The 20,953-nt window shown below is 65.3% G+C and carries 14 protein-coding genes and 1 tRNA gene; 7 read left to right on the top strand and 8 right to left on the bottom strand.

Features of this window, described 5'->3' with window-relative positions; translation table 11 throughout:
- Positions 1-17 precede the first annotated feature (17 nt).
- Positions 18-794, bottom strand: coding sequence for an exodeoxyribonuclease III (gene xth / locus C5O79_RS13205; protein ID WP_046546071.1), 777 nt, complete (start codon positions 792-794; stop codon positions 18-20).
- 183 nt (positions 795-977) lie between these two features.
- On the opposite strand from xth, the gene C5O79_RS13200 reads away from it, so the two are divergent.
- A tRNA-Met gene (locus tag C5O79_RS13200) sits at positions 978-1,054 on the top strand.
- Positions 1,055-1,151: 97 nt separating this feature from the next.
- Here C5O79_RS13200 and C5O79_RS13195 read toward each other — a convergent pair.
- Complete coding sequence (locus tag C5O79_RS13195; RefSeq protein WP_046546070.1) at positions 1,152-1,844, bottom strand: aspartate/glutamate racemase family protein; 693 nt, start codon at positions 1,842-1,844, stop codon at positions 1,152-1,154.
- Between the two features lie 137 nt (positions 1,845-1,981).
- Between C5O79_RS13195 and dinB the strand changes: the two genes are divergently transcribed.
- Positions 1,982-3,145, top strand: a complete 1,164-nt coding sequence (dinB, locus tag C5O79_RS13190) for a DNA polymerase IV (protein ID WP_122474163.1) — start codon at positions 1,982-1,984, stop codon at positions 3,143-3,145.
- Positions 3,146-3,210: 65 nt separating this feature from the next.
- On the opposite strand, the gene C5O79_RS13185 is transcribed toward dinB, so the two are convergent.
- The 4 genes from C5O79_RS13185 to fixL form a co-directional block, all read right to left on the bottom strand.
- The gene (locus C5O79_RS13185; protein ID WP_039364795.1) at positions 3,211-5,298 is read right to left on the bottom strand and encodes a M3 family metallopeptidase; all 2,088 of its coding nucleotides are present in this window, start codon (positions 5,296-5,298) and stop codon (positions 3,211-3,213) included.
- Positions 5,299-5,548: 250 nt separating this feature from the next.
- Entirely contained in the window at positions 5,549-6,409 is an 861-nt protein-coding gene (gene folD, locus C5O79_RS13180) for a bifunctional methylenetetrahydrofolate dehydrogenase/methenyltetrahydrofolate cyclohydrolase FolD (protein WP_046546067.1), read from the bottom strand.
- A gap of 242 nt (positions 6,410-6,651) precedes the next feature.
- Positions 6,652-7,290, bottom strand: a complete 639-nt coding sequence (gene fixJ / locus C5O79_RS13175) for an oxygen response regulator transcription factor FixJ (protein WP_006493245.1) — start codon at positions 7,288-7,290, stop codon at positions 6,652-6,654.
- Positions 7,287-9,803: an oxygen sensor histidine kinase FixL gene (fixL, locus tag C5O79_RS13170; protein WP_046546066.1), complete on the bottom strand. Its 2,517-nt coding sequence runs from the start codon at positions 9,801-9,803 to the stop codon at positions 7,287-7,289. The genes fixJ and fixL overlap by 4 nt, the downstream gene beginning before the upstream one ends.
- Positions 9,804-10,076: 273 nt before the next feature.
- Between fixL and aceE the strand changes: the two genes are divergently transcribed.
- From aceE to lpdA, 3 genes are all read left to right on the top strand, one after another.
- Complete coding sequence (gene aceE, locus C5O79_RS13165) at positions 10,077-12,773, top strand: pyruvate dehydrogenase (acetyl-transferring), homodimeric type (protein WP_046546065.1); 2,697 nt, start codon at positions 10,077-10,079, stop codon at positions 12,771-12,773.
- A 68-nt stretch (positions 12,774-12,841) separates the two neighbouring features.
- Positions 12,842-14,500 (top strand): dihydrolipoyllysine-residue acetyltransferase, encoded by a 1,659-nt coding sequence (aceF, locus tag C5O79_RS13160; protein WP_047850676.1) that lies wholly within the window; start codon positions 12,842-12,844, stop codon positions 14,498-14,500.
- Positions 14,501-14,781: 281 nt separating this feature from the next.
- Positions 14,782-16,548, top strand: coding sequence for a dihydrolipoyl dehydrogenase (gene lpdA / locus C5O79_RS13150; RefSeq protein ID WP_046546063.1), 1,767 nt, complete (start codon positions 14,782-14,784; stop codon positions 16,546-16,548).
- 202 nt (positions 16,549-16,750) lie between these two features.
- On the opposite strand, the gene C5O79_RS13145 is transcribed toward lpdA, so the two are convergent.
- Positions 16,751-17,317: a phasin family protein gene (locus C5O79_RS13145; protein WP_039364780.1), complete on the bottom strand. Its 567-nt coding sequence runs from the start codon at positions 17,315-17,317 to the stop codon at positions 16,751-16,753.
- 653 nt (positions 17,318-17,970) lie between these two features.
- Between C5O79_RS13145 and pbpG the strand changes: the two genes are divergently transcribed.
- On the top strand, positions 17,971-19,137 hold the full coding sequence (gene pbpG / locus C5O79_RS13140) for a D-alanyl-D-alanine endopeptidase (protein ID WP_046546062.1): 1,167 nt from the start codon (positions 17,971-17,973) through the stop codon (positions 19,135-19,137).
- Positions 19,138-19,229: 92 nt separating this feature from the next.
- Here pbpG and C5O79_RS13135 read toward each other — a convergent pair whose 3' ends face one another.
- Complete coding sequence (locus C5O79_RS13135) at positions 19,230-20,039, bottom strand: IclR family transcriptional regulator (RefSeq protein ID WP_034183553.1); 810 nt, start codon at positions 20,037-20,039, stop codon at positions 19,230-19,232.
- Positions 20,040-20,224: 185 nt separating this feature from the next.
- Here C5O79_RS13135 and C5O79_RS13130 point away from each other — a divergent pair, with 185 nt between their 5' ends.
- On the top strand, positions 20,225-20,947 hold the full coding sequence (locus C5O79_RS13130) for a (Fe-S)-binding protein (RefSeq protein ID WP_069248359.1): 723 nt from the start codon (positions 20,225-20,227) through the stop codon (positions 20,945-20,947).
- Positions 20,948-20,953 lie beyond the last annotated feature (6 nt).

The following is a 20,953-nucleotide window of genomic DNA, read 5'->3' as shown; positions in this document are numbered from 1 at the left end:
GCGGGCTGTCCGGGAGATCAGCCGACGACCGCGACGACGGGCGTGTGGTCGGACGGCTGTTCCCACGTGCGCGGCGTGCGATCGACTTCGCACGACGTGCAGGTTTCGGCCAGCGCCGGCGACAGCAGCACGTGGTCGATGCGCAACCCCGCGTTGCGGCGGAACGCCATCATCCGGTAGTCCCACCACGTGAAGGTCTTCTCCGGTTGTTCGAAGCGGCGGAACGCATCGACGAAGCCGAGCTCGATCAGTTGCGCGAAGTGAGCGCGCTCCTGCGGCGACACGAGGTTCTGGCCTTCCCATTTTGCAGGGTCGTGCACGTCGCGGTCTTCCGGCGCGATGTTGTAGTCGCCGAGCAGCGCGAGCTTCGGATAGCGCTGCAGCTCGGTGCGCAGCCATGCCTGCAGCGCGTCGAGCCATTGCATCTTGTAGACGAACTTGTCGGAATCGGGCGCCTGGCCGTTCGGGAAATACGCGGACACGATGCGTATGCCGTCGACCGTCGCGGCGACCACGCGTTGCTGCGGATCGTCGAAACCGGGGATGTTGCGCACGATGTCCGATTCGTCGACGGCGAGCGTGTCGCGCACGAGGATCGCGACGCCGTTGTAGGTCTTCTGGCCGGTGAACCAGCTGCGGTAGCCGACCGCCTCGAGATCGGCGCGCGGGAATTTCTCGTCCGGCAGCTTCAGTTCCTGCAGGCACAGCACGTCGGTTCCGCTTTGCGCGAGCCAGTCGAGCACATGCTGCTTGCGGACGTTGAGCGAGTTGACGTTCCAGGTGGCGATTTTCATGAACGGGAGAGTGCGTGCGGGGTGAATGCGAAGGCCGCCATCTTACCGCGAGCACGGGGCGCGAACGCGCGCTTCGTGCGGGGCGGGGGAGGCGCCGCGCGCAGTCGTTTCGATGAATCGGGAAGAAATTGTGACAAAAGTATTGACGTGAGTACTCCCTCACCCTATAATTTATTTCTCTGACGCGGGGTGGAGCAGTCTGGCAGCTCGTCGGGCTCATAACCCGAAGGTCGTAGGTTCAAATCCTACCCCCGCAACCAAGCACACCAGACGATGTGCAGCGCAAGTGACCGATGCGCGCTTCGTCGACAGGAACCCGGCCTCGTGCCGGGTTTTTTGTTTTCTGCGCGGCAGCGATCAGCGCGCCGCCCACTCGACCGCCGCCTTCGCATGCAGCGCGGTCGTGTCGAACACCGGCAGCGGCGAATCGTCCGCGCCGATCAGCAGCGTGATTTCCGTGCAGCCGAGGATCACGGCCTGCGCCCCGCGCCGGGCCAGTTCCTCGATGATCGTCACGTACGTCGCGCGCGATTCCGGCGAGATGATGCCGTGGCACAGCTCGTCGTAGATGATCCGGTGCACGTCGTCACGCCCGCGTTCGTCCGGCACGAGCACCTCCATCCCGAACTTGCCGCGCAGCCGCTCCGCGTAGAACGGCAGCTCCATCGTGTAGCGCGTGCCGAGCAGCGCGACGCGCTCGACATCCGCATCGCGCAGCGCAGTGCCGGTCGGATCGGCGATGTGCAGGAACGGCAGCGTCACTGCGGCTTCGATCGCATCGCACACGCGATGCATCGTATTGGTGGTCAGCACGACGAGATCGGCGCCGGCCGCCTCGAGCTGTCGCGCGGCGCCGGCCATCCGTTCGCCGAGCGCGGCCCAGTCGTGCGTGCGCTGCAGCGCTTCGATCTCTGCGAAATCGACCGTGACCAGCACGCTCTTCGCGTTGTGATGCCCGCCGTGCAGCGCCTTCGAATGCCGATTGATCATCCGGTAGTACTCGGCCGACGATTCCCAGCTCATCCCGCCGATCAGTCCGATCGTCTTCATCCGTCACCTTTGCGTTTCATGTCTTGCGGCAGACGAGTATAGGCGCGGCTGTCCGTGCCCGGCCGGTACGATCCGCGCAAAGCGGGCCGGTACGGCGCCGCCGGGCGCGGCCGCACGCGACAGTTGAAACCGGCACTGTGTTTTTGTACAGTATCGGCACCGTGAACCCGACCATCATTCCGCCTGCCGATCCGCACGTGCCGCCGCCGGGCGACGCGCTGCCGCGCATGCGCAAGATCATTCACTGCGACTGCGACTGCTTCTACGCGTCGGTCGAGATGCGCGACGACCCGTCGCTACGCAACCGGCCGCTTGCGGTCGGCGGCCGGCCCGACCAGCGCGGCGTGATCGCGACCTGCAACTACGAGGCGCGGCGCTACGGCGTGCATTCGGCGATGTCGTCGGCGCTGGCGATGCGCAAGTGCCCGGACCTGCTGATCCTGCCGACCGCGATGGACAAGTACCGCGCGGCGTCGCGGCAGATCATGGCGATCTATCGCGACTACACGCCCGACGTCGAGCCGCTGTCGCTCGACGAGGCGTACCTCGACGTCAGCGGGTCGGAGCGGTGCCAGGGGAGTGCCACGCTGATAGCCCGGGAGATCCGCCAGCGCGTGTTCGACTCGGTCGGCGTGACGGTGTCGGCGGGCGTCGCGCCGAACAAGTTCATCGCGAAGATCGCGTCCGACTGGAACAAGCCCGACGGGCTGTTCGTCGTGCGGCCGCACGAGATCGACGCGTTCGTCGCGGCGCTGCCGGTGCGCAAGCTGCACGGCGTCGGCAAGGTGACGGCCACGCGGCTCGACCGGCTCGGCATCCAGACCTGCGCGCAGTTGCGCGACTGGCCGCTGATCGACTTGCACCGCGAATTCGGCGCGTTCGGGCGGCGGTTGTACGAACTGTCGCGCGGGATCGACGAGCGGCGCGTGCAGGCCGACCAGGAGCGCAAGTCGATCAGCGTCGAGACGACCTACGTGACCGACCTGACGACACTCGAGCAATGCGCGGAGGAAATCCGCCGACTCGTCGTGCAACTCGACGCGCGGATCGAACGGGCGGGTGCCGCGCGCTCGATCCGCAAGCTGTACGTGAAGATCCGCTTCGCCGATTTCCAGCGCACGACGGTCGAGTGCGTGGCCGATGCAACGAATGCGGATACGGCCGTCACGCTGCTCGCGAAAGGGCTGCAACGGCGTGCGCAGGCGGTGCGGCTGCTCGGCGTCGGCGTGCGCATCGACGAAGATACCGCCGAGCGCCACGGGCAGTTCTCGCTGTTCGACGACGAATCGCCCGCCTCATGAAAAAAGGCACCGCCGAAGCGGTGCCTGTCGATGCAGCCTGAACTGCCGGAAGTGCCGGGCGGTGCTCAGTGCGCGGGCGCAGCCATCCCGTTGTGGCGCAGCAGGGCGTCGATCTGCGGCTCGCGGCCGCGGAACGCCTTGAACGAATCCATCGCCGGGCGGCTGCCGCCGACCTCGAGGATTTCGCGGCGATAGCGCGTGCCGGTCGCCGCATCGAGCACGCTGCCGCTTGCTGCGGCCGCTTCCTCGAACGCCGCATACGCGTCGGCCGACAGCACCTCGGCCCACTTGTAGCTGTAGTAGCCGGCCGCGTAGCCGCCCGCGAAGATGTGGCTGAACGTGTTCGGCCAGCGTGAGAACGCGGCTTGCGGGATCACGTGATAGCGCTCGTTGATCTCTCGTGCGAACGCGGTCACGCCGGTCGCGCCCGCCGGATCGAAGTCGACGTGCAGCAGCATGTCGAACATCGAGAACACGATCTGGCGCAGCGTGCCGAGCCCGCTCTGGAAGTTCTTCGCCGCGATCATCTTGTCGAACAGCTCGCGCGGCAGCGCGGCGCCCGTATCGACGTGCGACGACATCGACGACAGCACGTCCCATTCCCAGCAGAAGTTTTCCATGAACTGCGACGGCAGCTCGACGGCATCCCATTCGACGCCGTTGATGCCCGATACGCCGAGTTCGTCGACGCGCGTGAGCATGTGATGCAGCCCGTGACCGAATTCATGGAACAGCGTGATGACTTCGTCGTGCGTGAAGCATGCGGGCTTGCCGCCGACCGGCGCCGAGAAGTTGCAGGTGAGATACGCGACCGGCGTCTGCACGCTGCTGCCGCGCTTCGCGCGCGAACGCGCGTCGTCCATCCATGCGCCGCCGCGCTTGCCTTCGCGCGCGTACAGGTCGAGATAGAACTGCGCGACGAGCGAGCCGTCGCGGTTCTCGACGCGGAAGAAACGCACGTCCTTGTGCCACACCGGCGCGTCGTCCGGCTTGATCTGCACGCCGAACAGCGTTTCGGTGACGGTGAACAGGCCCTTCAGCGCAGCCGGTTCAGGGAAGTACTGCTTGACCTCGTTTTCCGAGAACGCGTAGCGCTGCTGGCGCAGCTTTTCGGCCGCGAATGCGACGTCCCACGGCGCGAGTTCGGCGAGGCCGAGTTCCTTCGCGGCGAACGTGCGCAGCTCGTCCCAGTCCTTGTCGGCGTGCGGGCGCGCGCGCGTGGCGAGATCCTCGAGGAACGCGATCACCTGTTGCGGCGATTCGGCCATCTTCGGCGCGAGCGACACTTCGGCGAAGTTGCGGAAGCCGAGCATCAGCGCCTCTTCGCGGCGCAGCTTCAGCGCATCGGCGACGATCGCCGTGTTGTCCCATTCGGCCTTGCCGTCGCCGTACTGCGGCCCGAGTTCCGACGCGCGCGTCGCATAGGCGCGGTAGAGCGTCTCGCGCAGCGCGCGGTTGTCGGCGTATTGCAGCACCGGGAAGTACGACGGGAAGTGCAACGTGAATTTCCAGCCTTCCTTGCCATCCTTTTGCGCGGCTTCGCGCGCAGCCTCGATCGCGTCGCCGGGCAGGCCGGCCAGGTCGGCCTCGTCCTGCACGAAATACGCGTACGCGTTGGTCGCGTCGAGCACGTGGTCGGAGAATGCCTTCGACAGGGCGGCCTGCTGCTCCTGCAGTTCGGCGAAGCGCGGCTTCTGGTCCTCGGGCAGCTCGGCGCCCGACAGGCGGAAATCGCGCAGCGCGTTGTCGAGGATCTTCTTGCGTTCGGTGGACAGCGTCGCGTATTCGGCGCTTGCGGCGATCGCCTTGTACTTCTCGTACAGCGCGAGGTTCTGGCCGACGCTCGACCAGAATTCCGTCACGCGCGGCAGGTTCTCGCCATAGGCGGCGCGCAGTTCGGGCGTATCGGCAACCGCGTTCAGGTGGCCGACGATGCCCCATGCGCGACCGAGCGGCTCCGTCGCGTGCTCGACCGTCTCGACGACTGCTGCCCAGGTTGCCGGCGTCGCGGCCGCGCTTGCCGTCTCGACCGCGCGGTTGGCGTCATCGAGCAGCGTGTCGAGCGCGGGCGTCACGTGTTCCGGGCGGATCTCGCCGAAGCGGGGCAGGCCGGAGAAATCGAGTAGCGGGTTGGTGTTGGCGCTGGCGGACATTAAGACTCCCTGTCTGTTGCCGGATGAACCGGAGTGAAAAGGGTAAGGCGCGCAAGGCGACGCGGCGCCCGATATCGACATTATTGGGGCGCATCGCGCGCTTTCCAATCGTTAGTTTCTAACGATGCGATTGATGCGGGGTCGAATGCGGGGTGGAAGCGGTTGATGGCGCGGCCGACGCGGTGCGGTGCGGTGCGGCCGGCGAGGCGCCGGCGCGCGGAACCGCACGCCGGCTGAACGGGGAAGGGAATCAGGCGGCCGCGTCGGCGGCGCGCTCGGCGGATTCGATCGTGTTGATCAGCAGCATCGTGATGGTCATCGGGCCGACACCGCCCGGCACCGGCGTGATGTGGCCGGCCACTTCCTTCACGCCCGCGAAATCGACGTCGCCGCACAGCTTGCCCGCGTCGTCGCGGTTCATGCCGACGTCGATCACCGTCGCGCCCGGCTTCACCATGTCGGCGGTCAGGATGTTGCGCTTGCCGACCGCGGCGACCACGATGTCGGCCTGCCGCGTGTGCGCAGCGAGGTCGCGCGTCTTGCTGTGGCAGATCGTCACGGTCGCGCCGGCGTCGAGCAGCATCATCGCCATCGGCTTGCCGACGATGTTCGAGCGGCCGATCACGACCGCGTTCGCGCCCTGCAGCGGGATGTCGTGCGCCTCGAACATCTTCATCACGCCGTACGGCGTGCACGGGCGGAACAGCGGCTTGCCGGTCATCAGCGCGCCGGCGTTCGCGACGTGGAAGCCGTCGACGTCCTTCTCCGGTGCGATCGCCTCGATCACCTTGTGGCTGTCGATATGCGCGGGCAGCGGCAGCTGGACGAGGATGCCGTGGATCTTCGGATCGCGGTTCAGCGCGTCGATGCGCGCGAGCAGATCGGCTTCCGACAGCGTGTCCGGGTACGCATCCTTCAGCGAGAAGAAACCGTTGTCCTCGCACGCCTTGATCTTGTTGCGCACGTAGACTTCGCTCGCCGGGTTGGCGCCGACGAGGATCACCGCGAGGCCGGGCTGGTGGCCGCGTGCGGTCAGGGCGGCGGCGCGTTCGGCGGCCTGGGCGCGCAGGGTCTTCGAAAGGGCGTTGCCGTCGATGAGGAGGGCTGTCATGGTGGTGGTCCTGCCGGGAAGTTGGAATGCGGTCGTGCGGCGCCCGAAGCGTCGCAGCAAAGCACGCAATTATACCGTTCGCCTGCTGCCGCCCGACAGTGAATAAGCAGGAAGCGTCATGGCCGCGGCGCTCGCGCGCCGGGAGAAAGGCCGCCGCCGCGCGAGTGGGCCGCATCGCGCGGGGCGGCTGGGAGCACTGGCTTGCGGGCCGGGCGGGCAGTGCCGCCGCGGCCGGCGTTCGCTCAGGCCTGCTTCTTCGACAGCGCGAGGCGCAGCAGGTCGGCCACCGTGTTGACGTTGAGCTTTTCCATGATGTTCGCGCGGTGGGCTTCGACCGTCTTGATGCTGATGCCGAGATCGTCGGCGATCTGCTTGTTCAGGCGGCCCGCGATGATCCGTTCGAGCACCTGCTGCTCGCGCGCGGTCAGCTTCGACAGGCGTTCGCTCGCGGCACGCTGTTCCTGGACGCTCTTGCTTTCGCTTCGGGCCTTGTCGAGCATCCGCTCGACGAGCTTGCGCAGCTCGGCTTCGTCGAACGGTTTCTCGATAAAGTCCATCGCACCCTTTTTCATCGTCGAGACGGCCATCGGCACGTCGCCGTGACCCGTGACGAAGATGATCGGCAGCGCGGCGTTGTCGGCAATCAGGCGCTCCTGCAGTTCGAGGCCGCTCATGCCCGACATGCGGACGTCGAGGATCAGGCACGCGATCTGGCCGGCCTGCTGTGCAGGCTGGTAGGCATCGAGGAACTGCTCGGCGCTCGAGAAGCATTGCACGCGATAGCCGTTCGCCTCCAGCAGCCAGCGCAGCGAGTCCCGTACGGCCTCGTCGTCGTCAACGACAAAGACGGTTTCCTGAGTGGTGGTGACAGGGCTATTCATAGTTCTCCCGTAACGGTATGTGATGCCGATGCCTCGCGCCCCCCTTGGCCGAGATCAGCGGGTTCCCCAATGGGCAGGCTGCAGTGGAACGTTGCGCCGGATATGCGGCCATCCGGCTCGACGTTGTTGACCACCCACAGACGCCCCCGATGCGATTCGATGATCGAACGGCAGATATTCAGCCCCATGCCCATGCCATCGGACTTGGTGCTGTAAAACGGTTCAAACAGGCGTTCGGCGGTCGCTTCGTCGACGCCCGGGCCCTGGTCGATCACGCGGATGTCGACGAAGCCCGCCTCGATGTCGGCGACGACGCGGATCACGCCGTCCACCGACGCCGGCTTCACGTCGGCCATTGCCTCGGCCGCGTTCTTCATCAGGTTCACGAGCACCTGCTCGATCAGCACGGGGTCGACATAAATAATAGGCATTCTTGCGAGGATTTCCGTGACGATCCGGATCCTGCGCTTCCTGGCCTCGATTTCGGCGAGCCCGACCGCGTCGGCGACGATGTCCGCGACCCGCGCCGGCTGGCGCTTCGGCTCGCTGCGCTTCACGAATTCGCGGATCCGCTTGACGATCATCCCCGCGCGCAGCGCCTGCTGCGCGGTCTTTTCCAGCGCGGGCTGCAGCGTCTCCGGCGTGCCGCGGCCGCTCTTCACGAGCGCGAGCGTGCCCGAGCAGTAGTTGTTGATCGCGGCGAGCGGCTGGTTCAATTCGTGAGCAATCGACGACGCCATTTCACCCATCGTCATCAATCGGCTCGTGAACTGCAGCTTCTCTTCCTGCTGGTGCGCGAGTTCCTGCGCCTTCTTGCGGGTCGTGATGTCGGTCGCGATCTGCATCTGCGCGAGGTGGCCGTCCACCCACTGGATGTACTGGCGGCGCACCTCGAACCACTTCTGGATGCTCTCGACGTACACCTCCTGCGCGTCCGCCGTGCTGCTCGTCAGCGCGGCGGCCGGCAGGCCCGCGAACGCGTCGACCATGTCGATCGAGTCGGACGATGCCTGCGCGCGGTCGAAGCCGCCGCCCGACAGCTCGAGATGGCCGTCCGGGCGAATGCCGAACAGGTGGCGGTAGTAGCGGTTCGCGAACAGCAGCTCGGCCTCGTCGGCGGCCAGCACCGACACCGCGGCGTCGAGGCTTTCGAGCACGGTCGTGAAGCGCTCGTGCGCGGCCGCGAGTTCCTCGCGCGCGCGCTTCGGCTCGGTGATGTCGGTCATCGACGACATCCAGCCGGTCTGGCGGCCCGAGCTGTCGATCAGCGGCGACACGTACAGGCGCGCATGGAACAGCGTGCCGTTCTTGCGCCGCACGCGCAGCTCGAAACCCGAGCTCGGCGCCTTGCCGCGCAGCGTCATGTCGAGCTGGCGCTGCATTTCCGGGTACGCGTCGCGCGGCCAGTACGGGAACGGCGCGACCTTGCCGACGAGGTCGGTTTCGTCCCAGCCCGTCATCCGGCAGAACGCGGGGTTCACGTGCGTGATGCGGCCGTGCATGTCGAGCACGCGCATGCCGATCAGCACCGAGTTTTCCATCGCGCGGCGGAAGAACGCTTCCGCGTACAGCGCCTGTTGCGCCTCGAAGCGCTGGCGCGTGTGCTTCCACAGGCTCCAGAGGCTCCACAACACGAAGCACGACAGGCCCGCGACGAGCCACACGAGCGTGTTGTTGGTCAGGTTCGTGAGCTGCGGGAATGCGTACACGCGCACGGTCAGCCCCTGGCCGGGCGGGTCGAGCGGCAGGTCGTAGTGCGAGTCGCGCGGCAGGCGCGGGCGCGTCGACGTGGACGACAGCTCGCGGTTGTTCGCGTCGGTGATCGAGATCTTGTACTTCGACGACAGTTCCTGCGGGATGTCGTGCTTCAGGATGCCTTCGACCGAGAACACCGCGGCGATCGAGCCGAGGTATTCGCGGTCGCCGCGCATCACCGGTGTCTGCAGCGTGATGAAGCCGTTACCGAAGTCGTCATAGATCAGCGGCGAATAGGCCTGGCGGCGCGTGCTGCGCGCCTCGTCGTACGCGCCGCGCACGGCGTCCTGCATCTGCGCGTCGCCGGGCTTCGCGAGCCGCTGGCCGAGCAGCGGCGGATGCACGGTCGGCCAGCGCTGCACGCCGGGCGACGTGTACCAGTTCAGGTAGAGGATTTCCGGATGCGTTTGCATCACGTCCGCAACGGCCATCTGGAACGCGTTCTGGTCGAGACGGCCGGAGGCGAGATCGCGCGACAGCGCCTGGAGCTGTTCCTGCGCGCCCGTCATCGACAGGCGGATCTGCTGCTGCGCCCACGCGACGTTACGGAAGAGGGTGTCTTCCTGCTGCTGCTGTTCGCGGCGATTGAGGCTCCAAAGGATGAGGCTCATCACCACCAGGAACACCAGGATCGACAGCAGGGGCGTCAGCAAATAGGAATTGGACCACCACGGTCCGTGGTGCCAACGGGACGGCTGCGACTCCGCCGGCGGGCCCGACGGTCGCGCCGAGCGTGCGAAAAGCCGATCGGTCAACATGGCAGGATTGTAGCGCAGCGCAATACATGGAAAACCTATACCGGATATGTTGAACGGAAACGGATTTGTTCAGCCGCGACGCGCCGGAGAGCCCCGGAATATGGGTGCAGCGCAGCAATATTCCGTATTGTGAGAAAAGATCTCACGATTCGAAAATTTTGTTGCGCAGGCCCGCGCACGCTCATTACAATCCGTCGGAGCTTGCCCGCAGCCGGTCGCGTCGCGTCGTCTGCACGAGAGCGATCCTCACATTCCAGGACCCAGGAGACGAGAATGTCCGCTGTACCGAACGAAGTGATGAAATATGTCGCCGCCGAACATGACGACGACCCGCAAGAAACCGTCGAATGGCTCGAGTCGCTCGACGGCGTAATCTCCTCCGTGGGCACTGGCCGCGCGCACTACCTGATCGAAAAGCAGATCGAATTCGCCCGCATGCACGGCGAACACCTGCCGTTTTCCGCGAATACCCCGTACATCAACACGATCCCGGTCGCCGCGCAGGCGAAGATCCCGGGCGACCAGGACCTTGAGCACCGCATCCGTTCGTACACGCGCTGGAACGCGCTGGCGATGGTGCTGCGTGCAGGCAAGGACACGAACGTCGGCGGCCACATCGCGTCGTTCGCGTCGGCCGCGACGCTCTATGACGTCGGCTACAACCACTTCTGGCACGCAGCGTCCGAGCAGCACGGCGGCGATCTCGTGTTCGTGCAGGGCCACTCGTCGCCGGGCGTCTACTCGCGCGCGTTCCTGCTCGGCCGCCTGAAGGAAGAGCAGCTCGACAACTTCCGCCAGGAAGTCGACGGCAACGGCATTTCGTCGTACCCGCACCCGTGGCTGATGCCTGACTTCTGGCAGTTCCCGACCGTGTCGATGGGCCTCGGCCCGATCATGGCGATCTACCAGGCCCGCTTCATGAAGTACCTGGAAGCGCGCGGCATCACGAAGACGGAAGGCCGCAAGGTGTGGGCATTCCTCGGCGACGGCGAGACGGACGAACCGGAATCGCTCGGCGCGATCGGGATGGCGAGCCGCGAGAAGCTCGACAACCTCGTGTTCGTGATCAACTGCAACCTGCAGCGTCTCGACGGCCCGGTGCGCGGCAACGGCAAGATCATCCAGGAACTCGAATCGGAATTCCGCGGTGCCGGCTGGAACGTGATCAAGGTCATCTGGGGCAGCCGCTGGGATGCGCTGTTCGCACGCGACAAGTCGGGCGCGCTGATGCGCCGCATGATGGAAGTCGTCGACGGCGAGTACCAGACGTACAAGTCGGAATCCGGCGCGTTCGTGCGTGAGCACTTCTTCAACACGCCTGAGCTGAAGGCGCTCGTCGCCGACTGGTCGGACGACGACATCTGGGCGCTGAACCGCGGCGGCCACGATCCGCACAAGATCTACGCGGCTTTCCACGAAGCCACGAACACGAAGGGCGCGCCGACCGTCATCCTCGCGAAGACCATCAAGGGCTACGGGATGGGCGAGTCGGGCCAGGCGATGAACATCACGCACCAGCAGAAGAAGCTGCCGGTCGAGCAACTGAAGAAGTTCCGTGACCAGTTCCGCCTGCCGATCACCGACGAGCAGATCGCCGACGTGCCGTACCTGAAGTTCGAGGAAGGCTCGAAGGAACTCGAATACATGCGCAAGCAGCGCATGGACCTCGGCGGCTACCTGCCGCACCGCCGCGAGAAGGCGACGTCGCTGCCGGTGCCGGCGCTCGACGCGTTCGAGCCGCTGCTGAAGGGCACGGGCGAAGGCCGCGAGATCTCGACGACGATGGCGTTCGTGCGGATCCTGAACATCCTGCTGAAGGACAAGGCGCTCGGCAAGCGCGTCGTGCCGATCGTCCCGGACGAATCGCGTACGTTCGGCATGGAAGGCCTGTTCCGCCAGATCGGCATCTGGAACCAGCAGGGCCAGAAGTACGTGCCGGAAGATTCCGACCAGCTGATGTTCTACAAGGAATCGGAAACCGGCCAGATCCTGCAGGAAGGCATCAACGAAGCGGGCGGCATGTGCGACTGGATCGCGGCGGCGACGTCGTACTCGACGCACGGCGAGATCATGGTGCCGTTCTACATCTTCTATTCGATGTTCGGCTTCCAGCGGATCGGCGACCTGGCATGGGCCGCGGGCGACATGCGTTCGCGCGGCTTCCTGCTCGGCGGTACCGCGGGCCGCACGACGCTGAACGGCGAAGGCCTGCAGCACGAAGACGGCCACTCGCTCCTGTGGGCGGCATCGGTGCCGAACTGCGTGAGCTACGACCCGACGTTCGGCTACGAGCTCGCCGTGATCGTCCAGGACGGCCTGCGCCGCATGGTGCAGGACCAGGAAGACGTGTACTACTACATCACGGTGATGAACGAGAACTACGAGCACCCGGCGATTCCGCAGGGCGAGCACGTGGCGGCCGACATCATCAAGGGCATGTACGCGTTCAAGAAGGCCGATGCCGACAAGAAGGCGCCGCGCGTCCAGCTGCTGGGCGCGGGTACGATCTTCAACGAAGTGATCGCCGCCGCCGACCTGCTGAAGAACGACTGGGGCGTCGCCGCCGACCTGTGGAGCGTGCCGAGCTTCACCGAGCTCGCGCGTGAAGGCCACCAGGTCGAACGCTGGAACCTGCTCCATCCGACCGAAGAGCGTCGTCTGTCGCACGTGCAGAAGTGCCTGAAGGACACGCAGGGCCCGGTCATCGCATCGACCGACTACGTCCGTGCGCTGGTCGACCAGATCCGCGGCCAGATCGATCGCCGCTTCGTCGTGCTGGGCACGGACGGCTTCGGCCGCTCGGATACCCGCGAGAAGCTGCGTCACTTCTTCGAGGTCGACCGTCACTGGGTCACCGTCGCCGCGCTCAACGCGCTGGCCGACGAGGGCACGATCGAGCGCAAGGTGGTCGCGGAAGCGATCGCCAAGTACAACCTCGATCCGTCGAAGCCCAACCCGATGACCGTTTAACGCACACGCCGTGTGATGCCGCGCGCCGCTTCCGCGAGGGGCGCGCGTGGCCATGGAGACAGAAACAGATGAGTCAAGCGATCGAAGTGAAGGTGCCGGATATCGGCGATTACAAGGATGTGCCGGTGATCGAGATCGGCGTGAAGGTCGGCGATACCGTCGAGCCGGAGCAGTCGCTCGTCACGCTCGAGTCGGACAAGGCGACGATGGACGTGCCGAGCCCGGTCGGCGGCGTCGTGAAGGAAATCAAGGTCAAGGTGGGCGATTCCGTGTCGGAAGGCTCGCTGATCATCCTGCTCGAAGGCGGCGCCGCGGCGCAGGCGAACGGCTCGGCCGCGCCCGCTGCTGCTGCTCCGGCTCCGGCGGCAGCGCCGGCACCGGCACCGGCTGCTGCAGCGCCGGCAGCCGCACCGGCAGCAGCCGGCGGCACGCTCGAAGTGAAGGTCCCCGACATCGGCGACTACAAGGATGTGCCGGTGATCGAGATCGGCGTGAAGGTCGGTGACACGGTCGAGAAGGAGCAGTCGCTCGTCACGCTCGAGTCGGACAAGGCGACGATGGACGTGCCGAGCCCGGCAGCAGGTGTCGTCAAGGACATCAAGGTCAAGGTGGGCGATTCGGTGTCGGAAGGCACGCTGATCGTGCTGCTCGAAGCCGCAGGTGCCGCTGCTGCCGCACCGCAGGCGAGCGCACCGGCTCCGGCCGCTGCCGCTCCGGCGCCGGCACCTGCCGCCGCACCCGCGAAGGCCGCACCGGCACCGGCTGCTGCTGCGCCGGCTCCGGCCGCTGCGCAGTCGGGCGAATACCGCGCCAGCCACGCATCGCCGTCGGTGCGCAAGTTCGCGCGCGAGCTCGGCGTCGAAGTCGCACGCGTACAGGGTTCGGGTCCGAAGGGCCGTATTACGAAGGAAGACGTCACGAGCTTCGTGAAGGGCGTGATGACCGGCCAGCGCGCAGCACCGGGCGCGGCAGCCGCGCCGGCAGGCGGCGGCGAGCTGAACCTGCTGCCGTGGCCGAAGGTCGACTTCTCGAAGTTCGGCCCGTTCGAAGCGAAGCCGCTGTCGCGCATCAAGAAGATCTCGGGCGCGAACCTGCATCGCAACTGGGTGATGATCCCGCACGTCACGAACAACGACGAAGCGGATATCACCGAGCTCGAAGCGCTGCGCGTGCAACTGAACAAGGAACACGAGAAGGCGGGCGTGAAGTTCACGATGCTCGCGTTCGTGATCAAGGCAGTCGTCGCTGCGCTGAAGAAATTCCCGACGTTCAACGCAAGCCTCGACGGCGACAACCTGGTGTTCAAGCAGTACTACCACATCGGTTTTGCCGCGGATACGCCGAACGGTCTCGTCGTGCCGGTGATCCGCGATGCGGACAAGAAGGGTCTCGTCGATATCGCGAAGGAAATGGCCGAGCTGTCGAAGGCGGCACGCGACGGCAAGCTGAAGCCGGACCAGATGCAGGGCGGCTGCTTCTCGATCTCGTCGCTCGGCGGCATCGGTGGCACGAACTTCACGCCGATCATCAACGCGCCGGAAGTGGCGATCCTCGGGTTGTCGCGCGGCCAGATGAAGCCGGTGTGGGACGGCAAGCAGTTCGTGCCGCGGCTCACGCTGCCGCTGTCGCTGTCGTATGACCATCGCGTGATCGATGGCGCGGAAGCCGCGCGGTTCAATGCGTATCTCGGCGCGTTGCTTGCCGATTTCCGTCGCATCATTCTTTGATGAGCGTGGGAGTGGCTCGCGGGGGCGTGGGTTTTTTGTTTGTTATCCACGCTCTGTCGTTGAACCTGTTTTGCTAACGGTCTATTAGCGTCGCCCCTGCGCGGGGCGGCGGTCACTTTTCTTTGTCTTCCAAAGAAAAGTAACCAAAAGAAAGGCGCGTCCTTGGGCGGACGGCAAAGGTGGTCCTGCCCAGGTTCGCGTTCTTTTGCCAGGCCGTCGTTGCGGGTTTCTTCTGCGGGTTCCTCCCCCTCTGTCTGCAGCTAATCAAGAAGGGGACAGTAATGAGTCTCATCGAAGTCAAGGTTCCGGATATCGGCGATTTCAGCGGCGTCGATGTCATCGAAGTCAACGTCAAGCCGGGCGACGTGATCGAAAAAGAGCAAACGCTCATCACGCTCGAATCCGATAAAGCCTCCATGGAAGTGCCCAGCGACGTCGCCGGCACCGTCAAGGAAATCAAGGTCAAAGCCGGCGAGAAAGTCTCGCAAGGCACCGTCATCGCCATCGTCGAAGCATCGGCTGGCGCCGCCGCTCCCGCGAAAGCACCCGAAGCGCCGAAGCCCGCAGCAGCCGCACCGGCTCCGGCCGCAGCCGCACCGGCGCCCGCGCCGCAAGCCGGCAGCTACAGCGGCGCCGCCGACATCGAGTGCGACATGCTCGTGCTCGGCGCCGGCCCCGGCGGCTACTCGGCCGCGTTCCGCGCTGCCGACCTCGGCATGAAGACCGTGCTCGTCGAACGCTACTCGACGCTCGGCGGCGTGTGCCTGAACGTGGGCTGCATCCCGTCGAAAGCGCTGCTGCATACGTCGCTCGTCGTCGAGGAAGCCGCGGCGCTCGCGTCGCACGGCATCACGTTCGGCAAGCCGGAAGTCGATCTCGACAAGCTGCGCGACTTCAAGGGCGGCGTCGTCAAGAAGCTGACGACGGGCCTCGCCGGCATGGCGAAAGCACGCAAGGTCGAAGTGGTCACGGGCGTCGGCGCATTCGTCGATCCGTATCACATGGAAGTGCAGGGCGAAAACGGCAAGAAGGTCGTGAAGTTCAAGCAGGCGATCATCGCTGCGGGCTCGCAGGCCGTGAAGCTGCCGTTCATGCCGGAAGACCCGCGCGTCGTCGATTCGACCGGCGCACTCGAACTGCGCCAGTTGCCCAAGCGCATGCTCGTGATCGGCGGCGGCATCATCGGCCTCGAAATGGCCACGGTGTATTCGACGCTAGGCGCCGAGATCGACGTCGTCGAAATGATGGACGGCCTGATGATGGGCGCCGACCGCGATCTCGTGAAGGTCTGGGAAAAGTACAACGCGAAGCGCTTCGGCAACGTGATGCTGAAGACCAAGACGGTCGGCGCGGAAGCGAAGGAAGACGGCATCTACGTGAAGTTCGAGGGCGAGAAGGCCCCGGCGGAAGCGCAGCGCTACGACCTCGTGCTCGTCGCGGTGGGCCGCAGCCCGAACGGCAAGAAGATCGGCGCCGACAAGGCTGGCGTCGCCGTCACGGACCGCGGCTTCATCGACGTCGACAAGCAGATGCGCACGAACGTCCCGCACATCTTCGCGATCGGCGATATCGTCGGCCAGCCGATGCTCGCGCACAAGGCCGTGCATGAAGGCCACGTCGCAGCGGAAGCCGCGCACGGCGAGAAGGCGTACTTCGACGCACTGCAGATCCCGTCGGTGGCGTACACCGATCCGGAAGTGGCGTGGGCCGGCAAGACGGAAGACCAGTGCAAGGCCGAAGGCATCAAGTACGGCAAGGCCGTGTTCCCGTGGGCGGCTTCGGGCCGCGCGATCGCGAACGGCCGTGACGAAGGCTTCACGAAGTTGATCTTCGACGAGGAAACCCATCGCGTGATCGGTGGTGCCATCGTCGGCCTGAACGCGGGCGACCTGATCAGCGAAGTGTGCCTCGCCGTCGAGATGGGCGCGGACGCGGAAGACATCGGCAAGACGATCCATCCGCACCCGACACTCGGCGAATCGGTCGGCATGGCCGCCGAACTGTACGAAGGCGTCTGTACCGACCTGCCGCCGCAACGCAAGAAGTAACGCGGCCGGCTCGGCCGGCAATCTGCCGGCCACGAAAAAACGCCGCCTCCCGGGCCATCCGGGCGGCGGCGTTTTCTTTTACTGGCGGCCGATGCTCAAGCGACCGTTCGAGAATGGTCGGCAACGTGCCGGTTCCTGCATGTTCCGGCGCCAAAAATGAAAAAGCCGCGCTGTGCGCGGCTTTTTCAGGAGCAGGGGACGCTTACGCGGCCGGCTTGCTCGTACGACGTGCAGCAGCGGCAGTAGCAGCCTTCGTTGCGACGGCAGCAGCAGCGTTGAAGTTCGTTTCAGCGATTTCGACGGCTTGCTTCGTTGCCTTCTGAACCGTTTCGTACGTGGTGTTCGCAGCGTTCAGTGCCGACTTCAGCGCAGCGACAGCCGTTTCCGAACCAGCCGGGGCGTTCTTCGCGACGTTGTCGACGAGTGCCTGGACCTTCTTGTTCTGCTCTTCGAATTGCGCTTCGGCAACCTTCGCGAACTCGGCTTGCGTCGACGACGCGATTTCATACAGGTGACGGCCGTACGACAGCACCTTTTCTGCAACCGGCTGCGACAGGCTGGCTTGCAGCGCGATCAGTTCCTGTGCGTCCTTCACCGACAGCAGGCGCTGTGCGTTTTCCTGGCCTTCGGCCAGCGTCGACTTCACGACCTGCAGGTTGAGTTCGATCAGCTTTTCGACGCCTTCGAATGCCTTGGTCGTCAGACCGAACAGGCTTTCGAGGTTAGCTTTCTGGGCGGCGGCGATTTGCTCGGGGGTCAGCAAGGACATGTCAAGCTCCTGAAAAGCGATCGCGTCGATCGCAGGATAAAGGGCACTACGCTGGGGAACCTCTGATGCGCGTGCTTTGTGCAACGCAGCAATGAGGCTTATTTTAGGGCAGAGAAAACCAATGTCAAGTATTTTTTGTGCGTTGCACAATCGTGACAAATTATCGATAAAACAACGAGTTATCGTGCCCGTTCGGAATCGGTTTCATGCGCGATCCCAGATGGTGCGCACAGCGGCAGGGCAGGCGCGGCGCACCATGACCATGCACAGGTAAACCTGACAGGCCTGTGGAACGTTATCCTTCTGTTCTTGTCGAAAAACGCGCCGTTTCGATGCGCGTTCCGTGGCGATGTGCCGCCGCCACGGCCGAGACCGGCGCCCCTGGCACCCCGAGCGCCGGATACGTAGTTTCCCCGCTTTAAATCGCCTCCGAAGTGACGTTATCTCAATTAACCGTGTGTAATCGGGAGACGGGTACTGTCGGGCAGCGTGCCCCATGGATTTTTTCGATGGGAGCGGGAGGGTTCATTGGTCAGAGGTTGGCCAACCCTTACATTCCGGTTTAACGACGATCGGTAAGTGCCTAATATTGCTCTTTTTTTCAGCTTTAACTACACTTGCGGAAACCTCCCGCCCGCTTTGTCCAGACCCCAATGAAAGCCGAATCGTTTTCACCGCGCAGATTGTTGCAGAGCATGACGCTCGGCACGGCTGTGTCGGTCGCAGTCGCCTTGCTGGCGACCACCGCGTCCGTCGCGCCTGCTGACGCCTTTGCCGCCACTGCGAAGACCCAACAAGCCGCCAAGAAAAAGGCTGTCGCTCCTGCTTCGTCCGCGAAGAAGAAGTCGGCCAAGGCCAGCTCCGACAAATCCGCGAAGGTCGCGGCCGCCGACGCGCCGCGCGCGAAGGCGTCGCGCAAGCGCGTGACGCTCGCGTCGAACGTGCATGGCGGCCATCGCGGGGCAGTCCGCAAGGTCGCGTTCCAGCCGCGCAGGCCGACCGTCGGCCAGGCCTTCGGTCTGCACGACACGCCGGACGCGCTCGCGCTGCGTTCGAGCGTCGCATACGTCGTCGACCAGAACTCGGGCGAACCGCTGTTCGACAAGAATTCGCACGCCGTCGTGCCGATCGCGTCGATCTCGAAGCTGATGACGGCGATGGTCGTGCTCGACTCGAAGACGCCGATGACCGACCAGATCGAAGTCACCGACGAAGACCGCGACTACGAGAAGGGCACGGGCTCGCGCCTGTCGGTCGGCTCGGTGCTGTCGCGTGAAGACATGCTGCACATCGCGCTGATGGCGTCGGAAAACCGCGCGGCCGCGGCGCTGTCGCGTTACTACCCGGGCGGCCGTCCGGCCTTCATCGCCGCGATGAACGCGAAGGCGAAATCGCTCGGCATGACCGATACGCACTTCGAGAATTCGACGGGTCTGTCGAGCTCCAACGTGTCGAGCGCGCGCGATCTCGTGAAGATGGTCAACGCGGCGTACCAGTACCCGATGATTCGTCAGTTCTCGACCGATCGCACTTACGAGGTGTACACGGGCAAGCGCAACCTGGTCTACAACAGCACGAACGCGCTGATCCGCGGCAATGGCTCGTGGGACATCGGTCTGCAGAAGACGGGTTTCATCAACGAAGCGGGCGAGTGCCTCGTGATGCAGGCGACGATCCATGGCAAGCCGATGGTGATGGTGCTGCTCGACTCGTTCGGCAAGTATTCGCGTTTCGCCGATGCGGCGCGCCTGCGCAACTGGCTCGATGCCGGCGGCGGCGAGCGCCTGACGGCAGCCAACACGCCGAACGGCGGGACCTGATCGCACGGGTGGCGCGGCGGTTCGCCGCCGCGCCGATGGCTGAAAAAAGCCCCGCAATCGCGGGGCTTTTTCATTGGGCGAGCGGGAGCGGCTTACGCTTGCCGCTGCAGCCCGTCCGCATCCTTCGCGGGCGCCGGGCGGTAGCCGAGCGATTCCGAAATGGTGAGGGCCGTGCGGCTCAACTGGCCGAGCCACGCATCCTGGAGACGATCGGCCGGTGCCGACAGCGACAGGCCCGCGACGAGCTTGCCCGAATCGTCGTAGATGCCGGCCGCGATACAGCGCACGCCGAGCTCCAGCTCCTCGTTGTCGCGCGCGCACGATTGCTGGCGGACGATCGTCAGCTCGCGCTCGAGCTTCGCGATGTCGGTGATGCTGTTCTGCGTATGGCCGGACAGCCCCGTGCGCGTCGCGTACGCGCGCACGCGCGATGTTTCGTCGGCCGCGAGGAACAGCTTGCCGACCGAGGTGAGGTGCAGCGGCGCACGGCCACCGATCGCACGGACGACCTGCATGCCCGAGCGCTCCGAATACGCACGCTCGATGTAGACGATCTCGTCGCCCTGGCGCACCGACAGGTTCACGGTTTGCCCGGTGAGGCGGTGCAGTTCGCGCATCGGCATCAGGGCCGCGTCGCGTACCGACAGGCGCGCCTTCACGAGGTTGCCGAGCTCCAGCAGGCGCATGCCGAGGCGATACGTGCCGGGATCGGAGCGATCGACGAGACGGCAGGTCACCATGTCGTTGAGGATGCGGTGCGCGGTCGACGGGTGCAGCTCCGTCCGCTGCGCAAGCTCCTTCAGGCTGACAGGGTCACTGTGCGCGGCGAGCGCGTCCAGCAACCGCATCATGCGTTCGATCACCTGGATCGACGTTTTGGAATCCGGGGTGGGTTGGCTCATGTCGGGGGAGAAATCGGTTGACGCGTCAAGCGGTGTTGGAACGATTGTATCTCGTATTGTGAAAAAAGCGAACGCCGTTCGAGGAAATCCTCGTTTCGCGCGCCGTGCGGGCTTGCGTGAGCGCCGGCGTTGGTCTTGCCGGCCAAACGGCGGATAATGAGAGCCGTTTTCTCGAAGGAGCACGTATGCGAGTCGGTTTGTTCGTGACCTGCCTGGTCGATCTGATGCGCCCCGAAATCGGTTTTTCGGCGCTCAAGCTGATTCGCGACGCCGGCTACGAGGTGATCGTGCCGCCCGCGCAGACTTGCTGCGGCCAGCCGGCCTACAACTCGGGCGACCGTGCGCTCGCGCGTGATCTCGCAGAAAAGACGCTGCGCGAGTTCGAGCAGTTCGATTACGTCGTCGCGCCGTCGGGTTCCTGCGGCGGGATGATTCGCGCGCACTACGGCGACCTGTTTCGCGACGACCCCGAGCTGATGGGGCGCTACACGCGATTCCAGCAGAAGGTCTACGAACTGACCGATTTCCTGGCGAACGTCGCGAAGGTGTCGCTCGCGCCGGGCGAATTCACGGGGCCCGTCACCTACCACGATTCGTGCTCGGGCCTGCGCGAGCTCGGCGTGAAGGCGCAACCGCGCGCGCTGCTCGCGCAGCGCGGCATCGCGGTCACCGAGATGAAGGACTGCGAGCACTGCTGCGGCTTCGGCGGCACGTTCGCGGTCAAGTACGGCGACATTTCGGCGGCCATCGCTGACGAGAAGTGCGCGAACGTGCGCGCGTCGGGCACGGGCGCCGTCGTGCTCGGCGATCTCGGCTGCATGCTGAACATCGAAGGGCGGTTGCGCCGCACCGGCGACCGCGACACGCGCGTGCTGCACGTCGCGCAGGTGCTGGCGGGCGACGTCTGACGCCCG

This window comes from Burkholderia sp. SRS-25, assembly GCF_004343765.1.
Lineage (GTDB): Bacteria > Pseudomonadota > Gammaproteobacteria > Burkholderiales > Burkholderiaceae > Burkholderia > Burkholderia contaminans.
This window is presented reverse-complemented; position numbering and strand designations above follow the sequence as displayed.

What these genes read in the sequence shown, in the direction of transcription:
- folD (WP_046546067.1), bottom strand. Translation starts at nt 6,409, where the DNA reads ATGACAGCCCTCCTCATCGACGGCAACGCCCTTTCGAAGACCCTGCGC.
- C5O79_RS13195 (WP_046546070.1), bottom strand. Translation starts at nt 1,844, where the DNA reads ATGAAGACGATCGGACTGATCGGCGGGATGAGCTGGGAATCGTCGGCC.
- C5O79_RS13135 (WP_034183553.1), bottom strand. Translation starts at nt 20,039, where the DNA reads ATGAGCCAACCCACCCCGGATTCCAAAACGTCGATCCAGGTGATCGAA.
- pbpG (WP_046546062.1), top strand. Translation starts at nt 17,971, where the DNA reads ATGAAAGCCGAATCGTTTTCACCGCGCAGATTGTTGCAGAGCATGACG.
- aceE (WP_046546065.1), top strand. Translation starts at nt 10,077, where the DNA reads ATGTCCGCTGTACCGAACGAAGTGATGAAATATGTCGCCGCCGAACAT.
- C5O79_RS13145 (WP_039364780.1), bottom strand. Translation starts at nt 17,317, where the DNA reads ATGTCCTTGCTGACCCCCGAGCAAATCGCCGCCGCCCAGAAAGCTAAC.
- lpdA (WP_046546063.1), top strand. Translation starts at nt 14,782, where the DNA reads ATGAGTCTCATCGAAGTCAAGGTTCCGGATATCGGCGATTTCAGCGGC.
- C5O79_RS13130 (WP_069248359.1), top strand. Translation starts at nt 20,225, where the DNA reads ATGCGAGTCGGTTTGTTCGTGACCTGCCTGGTCGATCTGATGCGCCCC.
- xth (WP_046546071.1), bottom strand. Translation starts at nt 794, where the DNA reads ATGAAAATCGCCACCTGGAACGTCAACTCGCTCAACGTCCGCAAGCAG.
- fixL (WP_046546066.1), bottom strand. Translation starts at nt 9,803, where the DNA reads ATGTTGACCGATCGGCTTTTCGCACGCTCGGCGCGACCGTCGGGCCCG.
- C5O79_RS13185 (WP_039364795.1), bottom strand. Translation starts at nt 5,298, where the DNA reads ATGTCCGCCAGCGCCAACACCAACCCGCTACTCGATTTCTCCGGCCTG.
- fixJ (WP_006493245.1), bottom strand. Translation starts at nt 7,290, where the DNA reads ATGAATAGCCCTGTCACCACCACTCAGGAAACCGTCTTTGTCGTTGAC.
- aceF (WP_047850676.1), top strand. Translation starts at nt 12,842, where the DNA reads ATGAGTCAAGCGATCGAAGTGAAGGTGCCGGATATCGGCGATTACAAG.